Below are 15115 nucleotides of genomic sequence, written 5' to 3'. Positions count from 1 at the left end.
TCATGGCGCCAGCTCCAGCCATGCGCTGCCGACCCGCGCCGTGTAGGCCGCGCACCTGGCCTCGAATCGGTCCCGCTCCGCTGTCATGGACTGCAGCTGCTTCGCGTACTGCTCGGCGCCCGGTGCGGCCAGCTTGAACCAGCGGTCGAAGTTGCTCACCGCCCAGATGGCGTGCCTGTATCCACGGCGTGCCCAGGCCAACTCCTTGCAGAGTCCCGCTTCTGCCTCGGTGTGGAACCTCGGGAAGTTATGGACGTCGTAGGGCCGATCGAGGTTGCACACCTCACCGCAGTGCTGGCAGACGAGCGGCAGCAATGCGAACAGGTCCAACTGCCCCTCCAGCTGCAGCGTCATGATTCCCTCTTGACGTGCCAGCGGCAGTCCGTGCAGTACTCAGAGTCGGCGCGGCCTTTGAAGTCGATGCCGCAGCGCCGGCAGACGTGCTCCTCACTGCGCACTTCCCTGGCGGGCTGGATCCGGGTTGCCTTGATGCTCATGCTGCTGTCCCCATGAGGTGGGCCATGCCGTAGTCGCGGCGGGTGATTTCCTCAGCGGGGACGTTGCCGACGATGACGCGGGCGGCGCCTCGGGAGCCGGGGACTTTCTTGCCGGTGCGGATCTTGAAGGTGGGCTCTCCGGTGAGCCGGACTCCGTGCCTGGCTGCTACTCGGCCCAAGTCTGCGGCGGCCTCTGCGTAGAGGTCCGGCAGCGGGACAGCGGAGTCGACGACGGGCCAGACTGCTTGGAAGGTGCTCATGCTGCTCTGTTCTTTCTTGGGGTTTGGGCGTAATTGGCGTGGTGGACGAGGTTTTCGTTCCAGCGAATGACGGCTCCGTGCTCCACGGCTTGCTGCCGGGTCCATTGGGTGCCGGGGAAGTGGTGGGCGAGGGTGTCTTGGCTGGCGCCCTCGGTGCGGGTGATTTCGGCCCATGGCCATCCGTCGTCGAGCATGAGTTGGATGCGGGCTTTGCGCTCTGGCGTCATTCGGTTGCTCGGTGTTACGCCGAGTTCCTTGCGGATCCGGCTGACCGCGAATTCGCTGTAGCCGAGTTGCGCGGCGATGTGGCGGCCGGTCAGCCCCTGCTGGTGGAGCCGGGCGATCGCTTCACGGTCGATGCGGGCACTCATTCCGAGCACCCCCTGCATTCACCCGTCTCCGTGAGGGCGTAGCCGCAGCTGGTGCACTGATTTTCGGCGACGGGACGCTGACGCTTGGGCGGCATGGCGACGGGCGGGCGAAGGGCGAGCGTGGGAACAGACATTGTTTTCTCCTGATGGTGGAAAGGGTGCCGCCCGTCAGGCAAGACGGGCGGCACAACGAAAGAGGGGTGGGTTTAGAACGGGACGTCCGGATCGGGCGCCACGGCGCCCCAGCCGCCGCTGGCCGCGGGTGTTCCCCAAGCGTCTGCCGCGGGCATGCTGGTTGGCTGGCTGTAGCCGCCTCCCGCCTGCTGCTGCTGGCTCTTGCCCTGATGCCAGGTCAGGTCCTTGCCGACGCTGATGACGCGCAGCTGGTCCGCGGACCGCTTCTTTCCGTCGCGGTCCTCCCATGTGCGGGTTTCCAGCTCGCCGTAGACGATGACAGAGGCGCCCTTGTGCAGCGCCTCAACCACGTTGTCCGCGAGGGTCTGCTTGCCTGCGTTCCATGCGGTGCAGTCCCAGTACTTGGCGGGTTTGTTCTCCCACTCGTTGGTCTGCTTGTTGAACTTTCGCGGGTTCACAGCCACGGAGAACTCGGCCACCGCGGCGCCGTTCTGCAGGAATTTGAGCTCCGGATCTCTGGTGAGCTTCCCGACGGCGGTGATGTAGGTTTCTCCCGACATGGTTACTGGTCCTTTGCTGCGGTGGCGGCGGACGCGATGGCGTCCAGGGTTTCGGGTGCTGCGTCGGCGGCGGATGCTGCCTTCCACAGGGCACGGAGCGCGGTCACGTCACCGGCGGCCAGATCAATCTCGGCGAACCAGTCACGCTCGGACGGCAGCTCGCCGGTCTCCTCGTCCACAGGCTCAGGTTCCTCCTCGGGCGCCGGCGGTTCGGCGACGACGTTGGGAACCTCCGGCGCGGGGGCAGTGGCGCGGCGCTTGATCGTGCGCGCAGGCTTGGCGGTCGCGGGCGTCGCGGCTGAGGCCGCCGGTGTCTCGCCGAGGTCTTCCAGCTCTACGTCCTCCACCGAGTAAGCGGCCACACCGGTGAGCACATCCGGGGCGATGGTCCTGCACGCCTCGGCCTGAGCCTTGGCCGTGAGCATGGCGATGGGGTCGGTGTTGTACTTCTTGTTGCTGAGGTATCCGGCCTGCCGTGCGCGGTCAATCGTCCAGGTGAACTCCTGCCACTCCTGCTGGCCCTTCCTGCGGCCAAGGATGGTGACGGCCTCCGGCGTGGCTGAGGTGCGCCGGACGTCGTGGCCTGCGGACAGCACGAGCGCCACCATGGTCCGGGCGTACATGGCCGGGCGGCCCTGCACCACGAAGATGTTGGACAACGAGTTCATCGGATCCAACCCGAGGGACTTGCCAGCCAGAATGGCGGCCGCAGCAGCGTCGGGCTTGCCACGGAAGGATGCCGGGACAAACTCCGTGCCGCAGAGGGCGGTGCCGAGACGGTGTGCGGCGTCGAGCTCCTGCGCCCATTCCAGCAGGGACACGGTGGTGGCGGTCAGATTCAGGGCCGGGGCGCCGGCGGTCGACGGAACGGCAAGGGCTGTTGCCTGGGGGAGTGTTGCTACTTCGGTCATGACTGGGATTCCTTCTTCTTGGCTACTTCTGCTGCGGCTTCGGTGTCTGCTTCGATCTGCCCCTGCGTAGCCTCGGTAATCTTCATCTTGGGCTGGCACGAGAACTCGGAGCGTTGGTTGATTCGGGTGGCGAACTTGCGGAGGGTGCCCACTTGGTCATCGTCGAGATTCAGGACAATTTCCGTCTTGTCGTCGCACCCACTCAGGGTGATGTAGTAGTCCGCACTCATGCTGCTGCGCTCATTTCGGTGTTCGGGATGGTGAGGGGTTCGCCGATGATGGCGTCCCGCTCTTTGGTGGTCTTGTGAGTGAAGGCCGCGGCCAGGAACAGCTGGTAGTGCCGTTCGATCGTTTCCTGGTCCGGAGCCAGCTGGTAAAGGCTGGTGCCAAGCGCGGCCGAACCGTACCGGGCGTTCGCGCCGTCCCGGTCCGTGGGCGTCACATGGGCGACGTAGGTGGCATGGACCTCGGGCATGGGCTGTTCGTGGCCGTCCGCGTCGACGTAGAACTCGGCCTTCGAGTACGCGCCGGTCTGCAGCGCGGTCTCCCCGTAGACGCCCTTCGACGTCTTGATGTCGATCTGCACCAGCTTCCCGCCGGCGAGGAACGGGGATGTGGCCAGGAGGTCGAAGGTGCCGGCCCACCAGTCCTTCCGGTTCCCGCACGGGCGCTCCATCAGCACCGGGGTGGTCTGGAAGTCGTCGAGGAACTGGACATACCCCTCCACGAACCCGAGTAGATCCTCCGGAACATCGGGCGCTTCACCGGTGTGGTGGAGTTCCTCAGCCTGGGCGTGCACCGCGGTCCCGCGGATGCCAGCGGCGTCGCGCTCCTTCGTCGGCAGTTCCTTCAGTTCCCGCACCGCGATAGCCGGGTCACCGGTGAGCAGCTCCTCGAGGCGTTCGCGGTTAGCCGGGTCCATTACCCACTCGGCAACAACCTTCGGCGCCCAGCGGACCAGGGCCGGTTTCGGCACCCCACCGCCGAGAAGCGTGGTGACACCGGTGACGGGCAGGAACTTATTGTCGGCGCCGATGGGGCCCGGCTTCTGGGACATCTTGTACCGGTGGCCGTTGTGCGTGAATACCAGGCCAGCGGGAACGGGAGGGGCTGTAGGTTTCGGGTTCATCGTGGGGTCCTATCCGCTGTAGTCAGCGCAGTCGTAGCAGTCCCGGCGGCGGCAGAGACAGTGATACTCGTCAGCTTCGGCGTCCGTGTTGTCGGGTTCGGCGGCGTCGTAGGCTGCCTGCCGGGACGCGAGTCCGGCGGTCATGCCGCGACCGCGCCGTCTTCGATGGTGATTCCGAAGTCGCCGGTCTCGTCGACCATTTCGATCCAGACCTGGTAGTCGTTGTCGACGGCCATCTCTTCGATGAGCTGCAGGTTGGTGGAGTCGAGCAGGGAGCCGTCGGCGATGCGGATGACGCGCAGCCCGGGGTTGAGTGCGATGGCCATGGCGAGGGAGACTCGGAGCTGTTCGGCGCCGGATGCCTGCTTGAACGGCACAGACTGGTACGTCACGCCGTCGGCGTCGAAGCCGAGCCCATCCACCGGGAACGTCGCGGCCGCCAGCCCCTCAGCCTTCCGCTTCTCGATGGCGGCCAGCTGGGCGCTCAGGAACTCTGCGTCCGCAGCCGCGTCAGCATGCGCGCTGACGACTTGCAGATAGGCCGTGTACTGGCGGGACACCGCGTTGATCTGCTCTGCGTTGTCGATCTTGGCCTGGATGTTGTCGAGCGCTTCCCTGCCCAAGGACTGATCGTCGGCCCTGATGGCCTCAATTTCTGCTTCGGCAATGCGGGTGCGGAGTGCTGCAAGCTGTGCCAGAAGGTCGGCCTCCGTGGAGCGCAGCGATTTGACTGCCGTAGCGGCACGCTCTGCCCGGAGAATGTCGGATTCGGTGGTGCGGTACTGCGAGAGGAGTCCACTGACGCTGACTTCCTCGTAATCGTTCTCGACGTCGAAGACCGGGAATCCGGCCATCTGCCCCTGCAAGTCCTTGATCCTCCGGTTCACGTCGGTCCGCTCGGCGAAGACCTTGGCGCGCTCAGCTTCGAGCTTGGTGGGGTCGAACGGCAGCTCCACCAGATCAAGCAAGGTCTTGAGCTGATCCTTCTCTGACAGCTGCGTGAATGCCAGCGGGTCCAGCGAAAGGCGTCCAAGCAGCTCGTTCAGCTTCGCCTGGCCCTTCGTGTAAAGCGCGCCGTCCTTGCCCTTCACTGTGAGCTCCGACTTCGTGCCGGAGAAGGTGCGGGTGACGATCAAGTCTTCCGTTTCCAACACGATGGATGCCTTGTCCTCGCCGTCGCGGATCGGCCGGGGGAGCGTCTTCGTGTTGTTGCCGCCCAGCGCCGCGGTGATGGCATCCAGCACTGAGGTCTTGCCCTGGCCGTTGCGGCCGGCAATGACGACGAGGTTGCCGTCGGGGCTGATTTCTACGGCGCGCAGACGCTTGAAGTTGTTGGCCTCAAGCTTGATGATCTTGCTCATTTGGTGGCTTCTTTCTGAGAGGTAGGTGCAGGGGATGTCTTGGTGCGCCCGTAGATGACCGGGCCAAGGAAGATGGTGAGGAACAGGAAGACGAAGGGGACGGAGTCGGGGATCATGCGGCGGCCAGCTCACGGGCCGGGGCCGCGAATCCGGCCCGATCCTCCATGCCGCCGAACTGGGTGGGCTGCAGCCCGAGATCCACGTCCCAGATCGGATGGTGCTTGCCAGGAGTGGTGCGACCAATGAAACGGTCCGCGAGGAGGCGGCCGACCGTCCAAGCCGCTGCACGCCGCCTCATGCTGCTACCGGCAGCTGCGAAACGTTGCGCTGATCCCCGTACCGCAGGATCCCCGTGGCACCCAGGCCGGCGGCACTGAGCGCGCCATTCACGGCCACATTCAGCGAACCCTCGTAGGCCTCGCGCCGGTCATGCGGCTGATCGCCCCAGTAAATGTCCATGAGGCCTTCGAAGGCATGGAGCGCGTCGACGATGTAGTCGCGGAAGTCGCGGGTGTCGTTCCCGCCGATCTGCCAGGAGAGTTTGCGGGTGAAGTCCCGGAACACACTGTTCTCAGGATCGACCTCACCGTTCTCGACGCCGTACTGGTTGTGGAACTCGCCGGTGAGCTGGCGGACAACAACGTCCGCCTCAACACGGTTGAGCGGTTCGGTATGCTGGATGGTGGTCATCGGTACTCCTAAAGGGTTGATGGCTGTGAAGTCCTCGGGGTGCCACCCGGGGGCTTCTTTAGTGGGTCAGGGTTGTGCGTCTATGAATGCCTGCACGTCCTCCGGCCGATAGCGGACCGGGCTGTGACGCTTCTTGCCGAGCTTCACGAAGCGAGGGCCTTCTTGCTTGTAGCGCCAGTTCTCGACAGTTCCAGGGGCAACCCCTAAGAGCTCGGCTACTTCCTCGGTGGTTAGGAGCCTCTCCATCAAGCGGCCAGCGGCAGGGCCGCAAGGTAGACCGTCATATCGGACGCTCGGTAGTAGACGCGGCCGCGATGCTTCACATACGGCGGGCCAACCTGCAGGTACCGCCAGTTCTGGACCGTCTTCGGGTCGACGTCGAGCATCTCGGCGACATCTTTGGTCGTCAGGAGCGGCTTCACGCGGCCACCACCGTCGGCGCGAGCTCTGACTGCAACCGCTGGAGCCCCTTTGCCGTAATCCGAACCTGTGGGGGAGCGAGCATTTCGCCTGCCGACCGCTGAATGAAGAACGTCCCGATCTTCTCCGTCAGCAGTCCCTGATTGACCTTGTCCTGGTAAGGACGGTTGTTCCCGTCTACCCAGCGGTTCTCTCGCAACCACCGGAAGAGGCGGTTCCGCTCAATCTCAATGTTGTGATCCCGACAAAGGACCTGCGCCGCGTCTCGAACGTCAAGGTCACCCTTTGCGTTGGCCAACCTCTCCCATGCAGTCGCTGGGCCGGCGAGCTCCAGCACCTTTGACTCAGCGAGCTGCCGCGCCTGGTACTCAGCGATCCGGGCAATCTCAGACTCGCGGGCCATATCAATCAGCTCGAGGCGGGAGATTTCCTTCATGGCGTAGGCGCCGGTCTTCCGAATCTGAGGGAGTACCTCGTGGGTAATCCAGCGCTTGAAGGCCTTCGCTTCCGGCTTTCGAGAACGGAGAACCAGCGAGTACATTCCAGCCTCAGTTACGTATGCCAGCTGCTGGGGGCCGCCAAGGGTGTCCACAGTGTGTACGCCCTTTTCATCGTCATCAAGCAGAGCTGCGGAGGACCGATTGAGTTCAAGGAGGCCGAGGAGGTCGGCAGCGATGAATGCCGGCTGTCCATCCACGGTGATGGTGCGGACTGGCTGGTCTTGGTAGTTAAAGGCCTGAATGCTGCTCATCTGGCATTCCTCTCCTGGGCTTCGTACTCGGCTATGTCTTCGGGGGTCATGTTGAACCACGGGTCCGGTTCCGTGAGCGGCAGCTTGGCGGCCACTTCGAGGTTCGAGAGTTCGTTGTGCAGGTCATCCCAACTGGCGGTCCCGCTGGTTTTCCCGTCCTCGATGAGGTTCCGGATCCGCTGGGCGATCGCGTTGCTGGCGCTCATGCTGCGATCTTCTGTCTGGATACTTTTGGATGGACAGCTGACCCGGAATCCGTGGACATCCTGGTTAAAAAAAGGTCGTCGCTTGGCACCCCCAAGTAGTGGGCGATGCGCAGCGCCGGGTCCGTATTCAGGGTCTTGACGTCACCTCGGAGCAGGCGACCGAGGTAGCTGTGCGTCTTGTAGCCGGCGGCGATGGCGAGCTCTCTTTGGGAAACATCCTGGATAACCATGAGCTTCCGCAACTTCTTGGAATCGATGAGTTCCATCCACATATCTCCGATACTCGGGGCCGTTTGTATGAGTCTCACATTACGCCTTTCTGGTCTCTGTGTCCACTAATATGTAAGATCATGCACCATCTAGTGCCCAATGTCCAGTAACCAGTTTCGACCGGTGTTCCTTTAATTGGCGCGGCTCCCGGCCAAGTGTCCACTTTTTTGTAAAGTGGTAGGTGCCCACACCACCTAGATTCTCGGTGCCCACTCCTGTTGCGCAGGGGCCGAGGTCAGTCAAGGATTGCTCCGTGAACAGTAAGCACCCACTCGGCCAACTCATCGAGAAGGTCCAGCAAGACAACGGCTGGTCAGATCGGGACCTCGCTGCACGCGCTCAATCCATGGAACTCGATCTAGGGAAGTCCAACTGGTCCCGCCTGAAAAACCAGCCGATCCTCACGTTCAAGCCCTCGCATATCAAGGGGTTGGCGCTGGTGTTGAAACAGACGGAAACGACAGTCGCTAGGGCGGCACTGGCCAGTATGGGAATCGATCTGGAGGGTTACCAAGACGGAGACGTCAAGGCAGCTGTTCGCAACAATGCGGAGTTGTCGGCGCGAGATAAACGCGTGCTGTTAGCTGTCTACCGCGAGCTGTCGGCTACATCTGAGTCGGCGCTCAACGACGATCTGGCGCAAGACATGCTCGACCTGGCTGCACACAAAGGCGACCGCCACATTGGCCCAGACGAACTGCCCTACGAATAGGAAAAAGAAATGCGCCAAAGTCTCACAGCAATAGCTGCTCTAACCGCAGCTATAGTCCTGTCCTCATGCTCCGCAGGTGAGGACACCCCTGCAGCAGCGGCAAGCCCCGACCCTGTTAAGACAGTGACGGTGACGGCCACTCCGGAGCCCAGCCCGACACCTGAGCCCACGAGCATGGAGGAGGTGTATTTGGCCAAGCTTCGCGAAACCCATGCCTCTCTCATCACCGCACCGGATGACAGCCTCCTTGGCATTGGAGAAGGGGTTTGCGACATCTACGACTTGGGAAACAGTAGCGACGACGTGAACAACTTTCTGGCCATAAGTGCCGGGGTCACTTACACCCTGAGGGAATTTGCATCAATGCATGGTGCGGCAGTTGCAGCTCTTTGCCCCGAGCATCTGGAGACCCTGCAGGGGAGTGGGCAGGAATGACCCAATCGAACCTCCGTCAGCCCGGCGGCATCCAAAACCTCATCCTCGACCGCAAGGGCGACCGCTCCAATGAAGCACTGTCCCGCGACTGCGGCGGCCGGCCCACCGGGAACGCGATCTGGAAGATCCTGCAGGGCGAGCTGAGGGGATTCCCGGACGTGGACACAATCCAAGGTTTGGCCAAGGGTTTGAAAGTACCGGCCCGTGAGGTGCTCCATGCTTACGCCCGGTCACTCGGCCTCGACATCGGAACAGACGAAGAACCCGATTCCCTCGCCCTACCTGGCGCCCAGAAGCTGCCGGCTGAGGCGCAGGACACGCTCATAACCATGAGCCAGACGTTGCTCAACGCCTACGGCGCAGGCGAAGGCGGCGACTGGGGGACCGGCACAAAAACGTCGGCCAAGTCCGCCGCATCTCAGTAACACTGCGACGCTTCCTCAATAGTCTCGAGGGAAGTGTCACCGTCTCCAACTACCGTTAGTTGCCATGAAGCTAGACAAAATCGCCGCTGACTTGGGCGTCAGCGTCAGGGAGGGCCCCGTGCCCACCGGGTGGTGGGGAGCCTATGACTGGCGCGATCACTCCATCACCCTCATCCCCGGGCTGGCGCCCATCCAGTACAAACACGTATTCGCCCACGAACTCGGTCACGCCTTCTACCGGCATGTCGGCACCTCGCACAGCATGGAGCAGCAGGCCTCGATCTGGGCAGCCCATCAACTCATCGACGCTCCTGCGTTCCTCGAAGCAGCATTCGGTGCGGACACCCACATCGGTATCGCAGCCATTTTGGAGGTCATGCCGGCCGACGTCGAGACTTACCTCGGTGCGATGGATGACCGAATCTTCGAACAACTCATGGAAGTAATGAGCACCATCAAATCCTGTTAGGAGCAAGAAATGGGCCGTCCAGTCATGCCAATCGGTGCGTGGGGGAACATCGCCAGTCGTAAATTGCCGACTGGTCAATGGCAGGCGCGAGCTCGATTCCGCGACAGTGACGGTGTCACGCGTACTGTTTCTGCCAACGGCGCATCGAAGCCGAAAGCGGTAAACGCTCTCACTGCCAAGATGAAGACGCGTTCCCATAATGCCGGAGAGGACATTGGCCCCGAGACTCTGGTCTCCGAGCTGGTGGATATCTGGTTTACAGGGTTGCGGCAGTCCCCTGGAACACTCGACGTATATAAGGGAGTGCTAGACGCACATATCCTGCCCCGGCTAGGCGCAAACAGGCTGCGGGAAGTCACAACCGGCCGAGTCGAGAGGTTCATCGCCGAGGTGTCAGAGCCCACCTTCGTGGACATCATTGCGAAGAACGGGCGCCCTATGCGCGTGAAAAAGGGTGGGCCGTCGGCTGCAACGTTGTCCAGAACAGTACTGGGCCTGATGTTTGGACTTGCTGTCCGCCACGACGCAGTCATCGCCAACCCAGTCCGTGACTCACTCCGCCCCGTTGCGGTTCGGGAAGAGATTCGGGCACTGACCATCGAGGAATTCGGCCAGCTCCGCCAAAACATTTTGGCTTGGCAGGACTCCGGAAGAATGGGCCCTCGGAAGTCGAAAGACCTGGTGGACAAAATGGACCTCTTTATCGCCACCGGGCTCCGTCCGGGGGAACTATTCGGTCTGCTCTGGAGCGACGTGAACTTCGACGCCGAGGTACCGACCATTGAAGTCACCGGCACTATCAAAAGGACTAGTAGGGACGGGCTGCACCGGCAGTCATATCCTAAGTCCGAACATGGCAAACGCATTCTCGGGCTGCCGCCCTTCGCTGCGAAGCTCCTGGCTCGCCGAAAGCTGGCCGAGGATCCGCAGTCCAATCCGCTGGGTTTGATCTTTCCGTCCCAGACCGGGACCGTGCTGGACCCCGGGAACTTCCGGCGCCAGTGGCGTGAAGCTCGCGGGGAGGCGTTCGCCTGGGTGAAGCCATCGAGCTTCCGGAAAGCGGTGGCCACGCTGATCGAACGTGAGGCTGGTTCTCTGGTGGCATCACGGCAGCTGGGCCACTCTTCGGATGCCGTGACCCTGCGCCATTACATTGAGCGAAACAGAGCGACACCTGACACCACGTCGATCCTGGAGCGGTTCGGACAGGTTTCCGGCGACTAGTCACCGTTAACTCACCGGTAACCCCGTGATGTGACGTGTGGCTGTCGGGTACTTGTCGGGTGATTTGCCTTTGTGAGGCGGCAGAAGTGCCGAAATGACGGGGCTAAACAGGGTTTCTCGGGTACTTGGCGGGTGGTGCCGAAACCGTCCACCTTCAACCTGCGTGTTGTCGGTTCGAGTCCGACCTGGGGTACCGCTGGACTTACGCTTCACCCGACGGCCGTTCGGAGGGGTTCACCACCCCGGACTGGTCTGGGTGGGCCACCCGCAGATGTGCGGTGAGCATCCGAACCGCTTCTTCTTCCGTTCCGGCGTCGTGTTCCCAGCTGCAGGAACAGCAGCGGGCCTGCGGGCTGCCGTCCGGCGCCTTGGACACACCCCAGGCGTCGCCGGGAAGCAGATAGAACCCGCCGTACGTGCCGGACCATTCCCGAAGCGGAGGCTGGGCGTTGTTGCTTGCGTGCTGCTGGATCATGACAGGTATTCGGCGGCACGCCGTGGATAGATGGCCGGCGCATGGATCTTTGTCCAGCAGTATTTCTGCGGTGCCCTGCAGGCCGCGGGACGACGGGATTCCCGTCTGACCTGCACCTTTACTGATACGCCCGTTCGCGTCCCGGCGCCTGCCCTGTGGTCCGCGATGCGGGAGGAATTAGGCGTGTTTGACGCCACACCATGATCTGCCCCATACTTGGAATCGATTCCATGGAATCGATTCCACAACGGTGTAGGGAGCAGTGTGCGGTCAACGACGATCAGGGACGTGGCGCAGAAGGCCGGCGTCTCCGCGGCCACTGCCTCCCGCGTTCTTTCGGGCCACTCATCCACGTCCGAGGAAGCCCGCCAGGCCGTGCGCACAGCTGCCGCGGAGCTTGGCTTCCGCCCCAATGCCCAGGCGCGTTCCCTCCGCAAGACCAGCACGCAGACCATCGGCTTGCTGCTGCCCGACATCCGCAACCCGTTCTTCGCTGACCTGGCCCACGCCGTCGAGCAGCGGGCCCGGGACTTTGGCTACCTGACCCTCTTTGGCAACGCCAACGAAAGCCAGACGCAGCAGGACAGCTACGTGGATGTGATGCTGTCCCAGCGCGTGGACGGATTGATTGCCGCGCCGCAGGGCAGCGCACAGGACCTGCGCGGGCTGCTCGCGGGCGAGGTGCCCACGGTCTTCGTGGACCGCGTGGTGGACGGTGCCGCGGTTCCCTCTGTCACGGCGGACAACACCGGCGGGATTGCCGACGCCGTCCATCACCTCACGCAGCGCGGCCACCGCCGGATCGGCTACATCGCAGGACCCCAGTCCACGTCCACCGGTCGCGAACGCCTGCAGGCCTACCGCGCCGCTGTTGCTGAAACCGGCGCCGACGACGACGGCAGCCTCATCTACCTTGGCGACTTCCAGTCGGCCAGCGGTGCAGCCGGCGCACGGTGCCTGCTGGACCTCGCCGAACCGCCCACGGCGCTGCTGGCGGCGGACAGCCTGATGAGCATCGGAGCCATAGCAGTCTGCAACGAACGCTCACTCACCATCGGCCGGGATGTCGCCTTCGTGGCCTACGACGACATTGAAGCCTTCACGCTGCTGAACCCGGCGCTGACCGTCATTGCGCACGACGTCCACGCGATGGGGCGTTTGGCCGTCGACCTGTTGATCGCGGAAATTGCCGGGGAATCACCGGAATCCGCGGTGCTGCCAAGCAGGCTCATCATCCGTGGTTCCACACCATCCCGTCCAGAAGGAAAACGACCATGAGCGAGAACCCGATCCTGACGCTTGAAGGCGTCAGCAAATCCTTCGGACCGGTGACGGTAATCGACGGCGTCACTGTGCAGGTGCGTCCCGGCAAGGTCCAGGTGCTCCTAGGCGAAAACGGTGCCGGCAAATCCACCCTGATCAAAATGATGTCCGGCGTGTACCAGCCCGACGGCGGCCGGATCCTCGTGGACGGCCGGCCGGTGTCCCTGCCGGACACCAAAGCGGCCGAGGCACTGGGAATTGCGACCATCCACCAGGAACTGAACCTCGTGGGGTCCATGAGCGTGGCCGAGAATATTTCCCTGGGCCGGATGCCGCGGAAGTACGGGCTGGTGGACCGCCGCGGCATGTTGGCCCGTGCCCGGGCTGCCCTGGACCTGATCGGCCTGGACGTGGACCTGGACCAGCCGGTGGGGGAGCTGGGCATTGCCCGCCAGCAGCTGGTGGAAATCGCCAAGGCGCTGAGCCTCAACGCCCGCATGCTCATCCTGGATGAGCCGACGGCGGCCCTGACCAACCGCGAAATCGCCGCGCTGTTCGCCGTCGTCGAGGACTTGCGCCGGAAGGGCGTGGGCATGGTGTTTATTTCCCACCACCTGGACGAGATTGCGGCCATCGGTGACTCGGTGTCCGTGCTGCGTGACGGAAAGTTCATTGCCGAGGTGCCGGCGGACACCCAGGAAGACGAACTCGTCCGCCTGATGGTGGGCCGCGAGATCGACCAGCAGTTCCCCCGCCGCCGCGACTTCACCGGACCGGCCGAAACGCTGCTCGAGGTCAAGGGCCTGTCCACCAAGGGCCTGATCCACGATGTGTCCTTCTCGGTCCGTGCCGGAGAAGTGGTTTCGCTGGCCGGACTCATGGGGGCCGGACGGACGGAAGTGGTGCGCGCCATCGCAGGTGCGGACTCCTATGCCGCAGGCTCCGTCAGGGTACGGGACACCGTGCTGCCCAAGGGAGACATTGGTGCCGCAATCCGCGCCGGCATTGGACATGTGCCCGAAGACCGCAAGGTGCAGGGACTGGTCCTCGGTGCGGGGGTCAACGACAACATTGGCTACGCCACCCTGAACTCGACCGCGAAGGCGGGCGTGGTGGACTTTGCCGGCCAGCGGCGGCGTGCCCAGGAAGTGGCGGACCGGCTCCGGATCCGCATGCACAACCTGGACCAGGCGGTGGGCTCGCTTTCGGGCGGCAACCAGCAGAAGGCCGTGTTTGCGCGCTGGATTGTTGCCGGTTCCACCGTGCTGCTGCTGGACGAGCCGACCCGCGGCGTGGACGTGGGCGCCAAGGTGGAGATTTACGAACTGATCAACGCCATCACCGCAGCCGGCGGCGCCGTCGTCATGGTGTCCAGCGAGCTTCCTGAAGTCCTGGGCATGAGCGACCGGATCCTCGTCATGAGCGGCGGGCACATTGCCGGCGAACTCGACGCGGCCGGGGCAACCCAGGACGCAGTGATGTCGCTGGCGGTGCGGGATGTACAGCGTGATGTGGAAGACCAACTGATGAAGGACGGATCATGAACAAGGCAGCTGTGCAGGCACCGGAAACGGTTGCGCGGAAGCAGGCACCTGAAAAGAGTGCCCGGGCGAAGAAATTCCTCGCCGACAACGGTGCCCTGGTGGGACTCGTGGTCCTTGGGCTGGCGCTTTTCATTGCCACCCCGGACTTCCTCACCGGCCCAAACCTTTTGAACATCGGCATCCAGGCCTCTGTCATTGCAGTGCTGGCCTTCGGCATGACCTTCGTGATCGTGGCCGCCGGCATTGACCTCTCGGTGGGATCGGTGGCCGCACTGTCCGCCATGGGATCGGCCTGGATGTTTACCCAGGGCAGCATGCCCGGATGGATCGCGCTGCTTGGCGGCCTGCTGATCGGCGCACTCAGCGGTGCGGTCAGCGGCTTTGCCGTTGCCTACGGCCGGCTGCCCTCCTTCATCGCCACGCTGGCCATGCTCAGTGTGGCCCGCGGCCTGACCCTGGTCCTTTCCGACGGCAGGCCGATTGCGACGGCGGATGAGGTGTCCTTCCTGGGCGGCAACGTCGGTCCGATCCCCATGCCCATCGTGGTCCTGATCATTGCCGGAATCGTTGCCGCACTGATCCTGAACTACACGGTTATTGGCCGGTACATGTACGCCGTTGGCGGCAACACCGAGGCCGCCCGGCTCTCCGGCATCCCTGTACGCCGGGTCCTGGTGACCGTCTTTGCCCTCTCGGGGCTGTTTGCCGCACTGGCCGGGCTCCTGCTCTCCGGGCGTCTTGACTCGGCCCAGCCGCAGGCAGCCTCCGGCTATGAGCTGGACGCCATTGCCGCCGTCGTTATTGGCGGTGCTTCCCTGGCCGGCGGCGTCGGCCGCATCAGCGGCACACTGATCGGCGCCCTGGTGCTGGTGGTCATCCGCAACGGCCTGAACCTGCTGAATGTGTCCTCGTTCTGGCAGCAGGTGGTGATCGGCCTGGTCATTGCCCTGGCCGTGGGCGCCGACGCACTGCGCCGCAAAAACTCCACCCATTGACGCCTGCCTTCC

26 protein-coding genes are annotated in these 15115 nt (G+C 63.5%); 8 read left to right on the top strand and 18 right to left on the bottom strand.

The features are described from left to right. The 17 genes from ACIQXM_RS01880 to ACIQXM_RS01800 form a co-directional block, all read right to left on the bottom strand. Positions 1-354 carry a hypothetical protein gene (locus ACIQXM_RS01880; RefSeq protein ID WP_400926761.1) on the bottom strand — a complete coding sequence of 118 codons (354 nt, stop codon included), beginning with the start codon at positions 352-354 and terminating at the stop codon, positions 1-3. Beyond that, a complete protein-coding gene (locus ACIQXM_RS01875; protein WP_400926758.1) occupies positions 351-497 on the bottom strand; it encodes a hypothetical protein in 147 nt (48 codons plus the stop codon). Before ACIQXM_RS01875 ends, ACIQXM_RS01880 begins: the two co-directional genes overlap by 4 nt. Beyond that, positions 494-757 (bottom strand): hypothetical protein, encoded by a 264-nt coding sequence (locus ACIQXM_RS01870; protein ID WP_400926755.1) that lies wholly within the window; start codon positions 755-757, stop codon positions 494-496. The genes ACIQXM_RS01875 and ACIQXM_RS01870 overlap by 4 nt, the downstream gene beginning before the upstream one ends. Beyond that, on the bottom strand, positions 754-1128 hold the full coding sequence (locus tag ACIQXM_RS01865; RefSeq protein WP_400926752.1) for a hypothetical protein: 375 nt from the start codon (positions 1126-1128) through the stop codon (positions 754-756). Before ACIQXM_RS01865 ends, ACIQXM_RS01870 begins: the two co-directional genes overlap by 4 nt. Positions 1129-1334: 206 nt before the next feature. After that, complete coding sequence (gene ssb, locus ACIQXM_RS01860) at positions 1335-1823, bottom strand: single-stranded DNA-binding protein (RefSeq protein ID WP_400926749.1); 489 nt, start codon at positions 1821-1823, stop codon at positions 1335-1337. 2 nt (positions 1824-1825) lie between these two features. Beyond that, positions 1826-2734, bottom strand: coding sequence for a hypothetical protein (locus tag ACIQXM_RS01855; RefSeq protein ID WP_400926746.1), 909 nt, complete (start codon positions 2732-2734; stop codon positions 1826-1828). Beyond that, a complete protein-coding gene (locus ACIQXM_RS01850; RefSeq protein WP_400926743.1) occupies positions 2731-2964 on the bottom strand; it encodes a hypothetical protein in 234 nt (77 codons plus the stop codon). The genes ACIQXM_RS01855 and ACIQXM_RS01850 overlap by 4 nt, the downstream gene beginning before the upstream one ends. After that, complete coding sequence (locus tag ACIQXM_RS01845) at positions 2961-3863, bottom strand: hypothetical protein (RefSeq protein WP_400926740.1); 903 nt, start codon at positions 3861-3863, stop codon at positions 2961-2963. Before ACIQXM_RS01845 ends, ACIQXM_RS01850 begins: the two co-directional genes overlap by 4 nt. Before the next feature lie 9 nt (positions 3864-3872). Further along, positions 3873-4007: a hypothetical protein gene (locus tag ACIQXM_RS01840; RefSeq protein ID WP_400926737.1), complete on the bottom strand. Its 135-nt coding sequence runs from the start codon at positions 4005-4007 to the stop codon at positions 3873-3875. Beyond that, positions 4004-5224 (bottom strand): AAA family ATPase, encoded by a 1221-nt coding sequence (locus ACIQXM_RS01835; RefSeq protein ID WP_400926734.1) that lies wholly within the window; start codon positions 5222-5224, stop codon positions 4004-4006. Before ACIQXM_RS01835 ends, ACIQXM_RS01840 begins: the two co-directional genes overlap by 4 nt. A 112-nt stretch (positions 5225-5336) precedes the next feature. Next, on the bottom strand, positions 5337-5522 hold the full coding sequence (locus ACIQXM_RS01830; RefSeq protein WP_400926731.1) for a hypothetical protein: 186 nt from the start codon (positions 5520-5522) through the stop codon (positions 5337-5339). Beyond that, entirely contained in the window at positions 5519-5914 is a 396-nt protein-coding gene (locus ACIQXM_RS01825; RefSeq protein WP_400926728.1) for a hypothetical protein, read from the bottom strand. Before ACIQXM_RS01825 ends, ACIQXM_RS01830 begins: the two co-directional genes overlap by 4 nt. 66 nt (positions 5915-5980) lie before the next feature. Next, entirely contained in the window at positions 5981-6160 is a 180-nt protein-coding gene (locus tag ACIQXM_RS01820) for a helix-turn-helix transcriptional regulator (protein WP_400926726.1), read from the bottom strand. Further along, on the bottom strand, positions 6160-6336 hold the full coding sequence (locus ACIQXM_RS01815) for a helix-turn-helix domain-containing protein (protein ID WP_400926723.1): 177 nt from the start codon (positions 6334-6336) through the stop codon (positions 6160-6162). Before ACIQXM_RS01815 ends, ACIQXM_RS01820 begins: the two co-directional genes overlap by 1 nt. Next, positions 6333-7085 (bottom strand): phage antirepressor KilAC domain-containing protein, encoded by a 753-nt coding sequence (locus tag ACIQXM_RS01810; RefSeq protein WP_400926720.1) that lies wholly within the window; start codon positions 7083-7085, stop codon positions 6333-6335. Before ACIQXM_RS01810 ends, ACIQXM_RS01815 begins: the two co-directional genes overlap by 4 nt. Then, positions 7082-7291: a hypothetical protein gene (locus ACIQXM_RS01805; protein WP_400926717.1), complete on the bottom strand. Its 210-nt coding sequence runs from the start codon at positions 7289-7291 to the stop codon at positions 7082-7084. The genes ACIQXM_RS01810 and ACIQXM_RS01805 overlap by 4 nt, the downstream gene beginning before the upstream one ends. Next, positions 7288-7557: a helix-turn-helix transcriptional regulator gene (locus tag ACIQXM_RS01800; RefSeq protein WP_400926714.1), complete on the bottom strand. Its 270-nt coding sequence runs from the start codon at positions 7555-7557 to the stop codon at positions 7288-7290. The genes ACIQXM_RS01805 and ACIQXM_RS01800 overlap by 4 nt, the downstream gene beginning before the upstream one ends. A gap of 257 nt (positions 7558-7814) precedes the next feature. On the opposite strand from ACIQXM_RS01800, the gene ACIQXM_RS01795 reads away from it, so the two are divergent. From ACIQXM_RS01795 to xerC, 5 genes are all read left to right on the top strand, one after another. Beyond that, positions 7815-8273, top strand: a complete 459-nt coding sequence (locus ACIQXM_RS01795; protein ID WP_400926711.1) for a hypothetical protein — start codon at positions 7815-7817, stop codon at positions 8271-8273. Positions 8274-8282: 9 nt separating this feature from the next. Continuing rightward, positions 8283-8708: a DUF732 domain-containing protein gene (locus ACIQXM_RS01790; protein WP_400926708.1), complete on the top strand. Its 426-nt coding sequence runs from the start codon at positions 8283-8285 to the stop codon at positions 8706-8708. Further along, positions 8705-9133, top strand: a complete 429-nt coding sequence (locus tag ACIQXM_RS01785) for a hypothetical protein (protein WP_400926705.1) — start codon at positions 8705-8707, stop codon at positions 9131-9133. Before ACIQXM_RS01790 ends, ACIQXM_RS01785 begins: the two co-directional genes overlap by 4 nt. A gap of 64 nt (positions 9134-9197) precedes the next feature. Beyond that, entirely contained in the window at positions 9198-9602 is a 405-nt protein-coding gene (locus ACIQXM_RS01780) for an ImmA/IrrE family metallo-endopeptidase (protein WP_400926702.1), read from the top strand. Positions 9603-9611: 9 nt separating this feature from the next. Further along, positions 9612-10826, top strand: coding sequence for a tyrosine recombinase XerC (gene xerC, locus ACIQXM_RS01775; protein WP_400926699.1), 1215 nt, complete (start codon positions 9612-9614; stop codon positions 10824-10826). Between the two features lie 202 nt (positions 10827-11028). Here xerC and ACIQXM_RS01770 read toward each other — a convergent pair whose 3' ends face one another. Beyond that, positions 11029-11301: a hypothetical protein gene (locus ACIQXM_RS01770; RefSeq protein WP_400926696.1), complete on the bottom strand. Its 273-nt coding sequence runs from the start codon at positions 11299-11301 to the stop codon at positions 11029-11031. Positions 11302-11589: 288 nt separating this feature from the next. Here ACIQXM_RS01770 and ACIQXM_RS01765 point away from each other — a divergent pair, with 288 nt between their 5' ends. The 3 genes from ACIQXM_RS01765 to ACIQXM_RS01755 are packed head-to-tail and all read left to right on the top strand — an operon-like array spanning position 11590 to position 15103. After that, positions 11590-12579, top strand: a complete 990-nt coding sequence (locus tag ACIQXM_RS01765) for a LacI family DNA-binding transcriptional regulator (protein WP_400926693.1) — start codon at positions 11590-11592, stop codon at positions 12577-12579. Next, positions 12576-14108: a sugar ABC transporter ATP-binding protein gene (locus ACIQXM_RS01760; protein ID WP_400926690.1), complete on the top strand. Its 1533-nt coding sequence runs from the start codon at positions 12576-12578 to the stop codon at positions 14106-14108. Before ACIQXM_RS01765 ends, ACIQXM_RS01760 begins: the two co-directional genes overlap by 4 nt. Then, the gene (locus ACIQXM_RS01755) at positions 14105-15103 is read left to right on the top strand and encodes an ABC transporter permease (protein WP_400926687.1); all 999 of its coding nucleotides are present in this window, start codon (positions 14105-14107) and stop codon (positions 15101-15103) included. The genes ACIQXM_RS01760 and ACIQXM_RS01755 overlap by 4 nt, the downstream gene beginning before the upstream one ends. Positions 15104-15115: the final 12 nt, after the last annotated feature.

Source organism: Arthrobacter sp. NPDC097144, assembly GCF_044762205.1.
In the GTDB taxonomy this organism is placed as follows: domain Bacteria; phylum Actinomycetota; class Actinomycetes; order Actinomycetales; family Micrococcaceae; genus Arthrobacter_B.
This window is presented reverse-complemented; position numbering and strand designations above follow the sequence as displayed.

What these genes read in the sequence shown, in the direction of transcription:
- ACIQXM_RS01880 (WP_400926761.1), bottom strand. Translation starts at nt 354, where the DNA reads ATGACGCTGCAGCTGGAGGGGCAGTTGGACCTGTTCGCATTGCTGCCG.
- ACIQXM_RS01875 (WP_400926758.1), bottom strand. Translation starts at nt 497, where the DNA reads ATGAGCATCAAGGCAACCCGGATCCAGCCCGCCAGGGAAGTGCGCAGT.
- ACIQXM_RS01870 (WP_400926755.1), bottom strand. Translation starts at nt 757, where the DNA reads ATGAGCACCTTCCAAGCAGTCTGGCCCGTCGTCGACTCCGCTGTCCCG.
- ACIQXM_RS01865 (WP_400926752.1), bottom strand. Translation starts at nt 1,128, where the DNA reads ATGAGTGCCCGCATCGACCGTGAAGCGATCGCCCGGCTCCACCAGCAG.
- ssb (WP_400926749.1), bottom strand. Translation starts at nt 1,823, where the DNA reads ATGTCGGGAGAAACCTACATCACCGCCGTCGGGAAGCTCACCAGAGAT.
- ACIQXM_RS01855 (WP_400926746.1), bottom strand. Translation starts at nt 2,734, where the DNA reads ATGACCGAAGTAGCAACACTCCCCCAGGCAACAGCCCTTGCCGTTCCG.
- ACIQXM_RS01850 (WP_400926743.1), bottom strand. Translation starts at nt 2,964, where the DNA reads ATGAGTGCGGACTACTACATCACCCTGAGTGGGTGCGACGACAAGACG.
- ACIQXM_RS01845 (WP_400926740.1), bottom strand. Translation starts at nt 3,863, where the DNA reads ATGAACCCGAAACCTACAGCCCCTCCCGTTCCCGCTGGCCTGGTATTC.
- ACIQXM_RS01840 (WP_400926737.1), bottom strand. Translation starts at nt 4,007, where the DNA reads ATGACCGCCGGACTCGCGTCCCGGCAGGCAGCCTACGACGCCGCCGAA.
- ACIQXM_RS01835 (WP_400926734.1), bottom strand. Translation starts at nt 5,224, where the DNA reads ATGAGCAAGATCATCAAGCTTGAGGCCAACAACTTCAAGCGTCTGCGC.
- ACIQXM_RS01830 (WP_400926731.1), bottom strand. Translation starts at nt 5,522, where the DNA reads ATGAGGCGGCGTGCAGCGGCTTGGACGGTCGGCCGCCTCCTCGCGGAC.
- ACIQXM_RS01825 (WP_400926728.1), bottom strand. Translation starts at nt 5,914, where the DNA reads ATGACCACCATCCAGCATACCGAACCGCTCAACCGTGTTGAGGCGGAC.
- ACIQXM_RS01820 (WP_400926726.1), bottom strand. Translation starts at nt 6,160, where the DNA reads ATGGAGAGGCTCCTAACCACCGAGGAAGTAGCCGAGCTCTTAGGGGTT.
- ACIQXM_RS01810 (WP_400926720.1), bottom strand. Translation starts at nt 7,085, where the DNA reads ATGAGCAGCATTCAGGCCTTTAACTACCAAGACCAGCCAGTCCGCACC.
- ACIQXM_RS01805 (WP_400926717.1), bottom strand. Translation starts at nt 7,291, where the DNA reads ATGAGCGCCAGCAACGCGATCGCCCAGCGGATCCGGAACCTCATCGAG.
- ACIQXM_RS01800 (WP_400926714.1), bottom strand. Translation starts at nt 7,557, where the DNA reads ATGGAACTCATCGATTCCAAGAAGTTGCGGAAGCTCATGGTTATCCAG.
- ACIQXM_RS01790 (WP_400926708.1), top strand. Translation starts at nt 8,283, where the DNA reads ATGCGCCAAAGTCTCACAGCAATAGCTGCTCTAACCGCAGCTATAGTC.
- ACIQXM_RS01785 (WP_400926705.1), top strand. Translation starts at nt 8,705, where the DNA reads ATGACCCAATCGAACCTCCGTCAGCCCGGCGGCATCCAAAACCTCATC.
- ACIQXM_RS01780 (WP_400926702.1), top strand. Translation starts at nt 9,198, where the DNA reads ATGAAGCTAGACAAAATCGCCGCTGACTTGGGCGTCAGCGTCAGGGAG.
- xerC (WP_400926699.1), top strand. Translation starts at nt 9,612, where the DNA reads ATGGGCCGTCCAGTCATGCCAATCGGTGCGTGGGGGAACATCGCCAGT.
- ACIQXM_RS01770 (WP_400926696.1), bottom strand. Translation starts at nt 11,301, where the DNA reads ATGATCCAGCAGCACGCAAGCAACAACGCCCAGCCTCCGCTTCGGGAA.
- ACIQXM_RS01760 (WP_400926690.1), top strand. Translation starts at nt 12,576, where the DNA reads ATGAGCGAGAACCCGATCCTGACGCTTGAAGGCGTCAGCAAATCCTTC.
- ACIQXM_RS01755 (WP_400926687.1), top strand. Translation starts at nt 14,105, where the DNA reads ATGAACAAGGCAGCTGTGCAGGCACCGGAAACGGTTGCGCGGAAGCAG.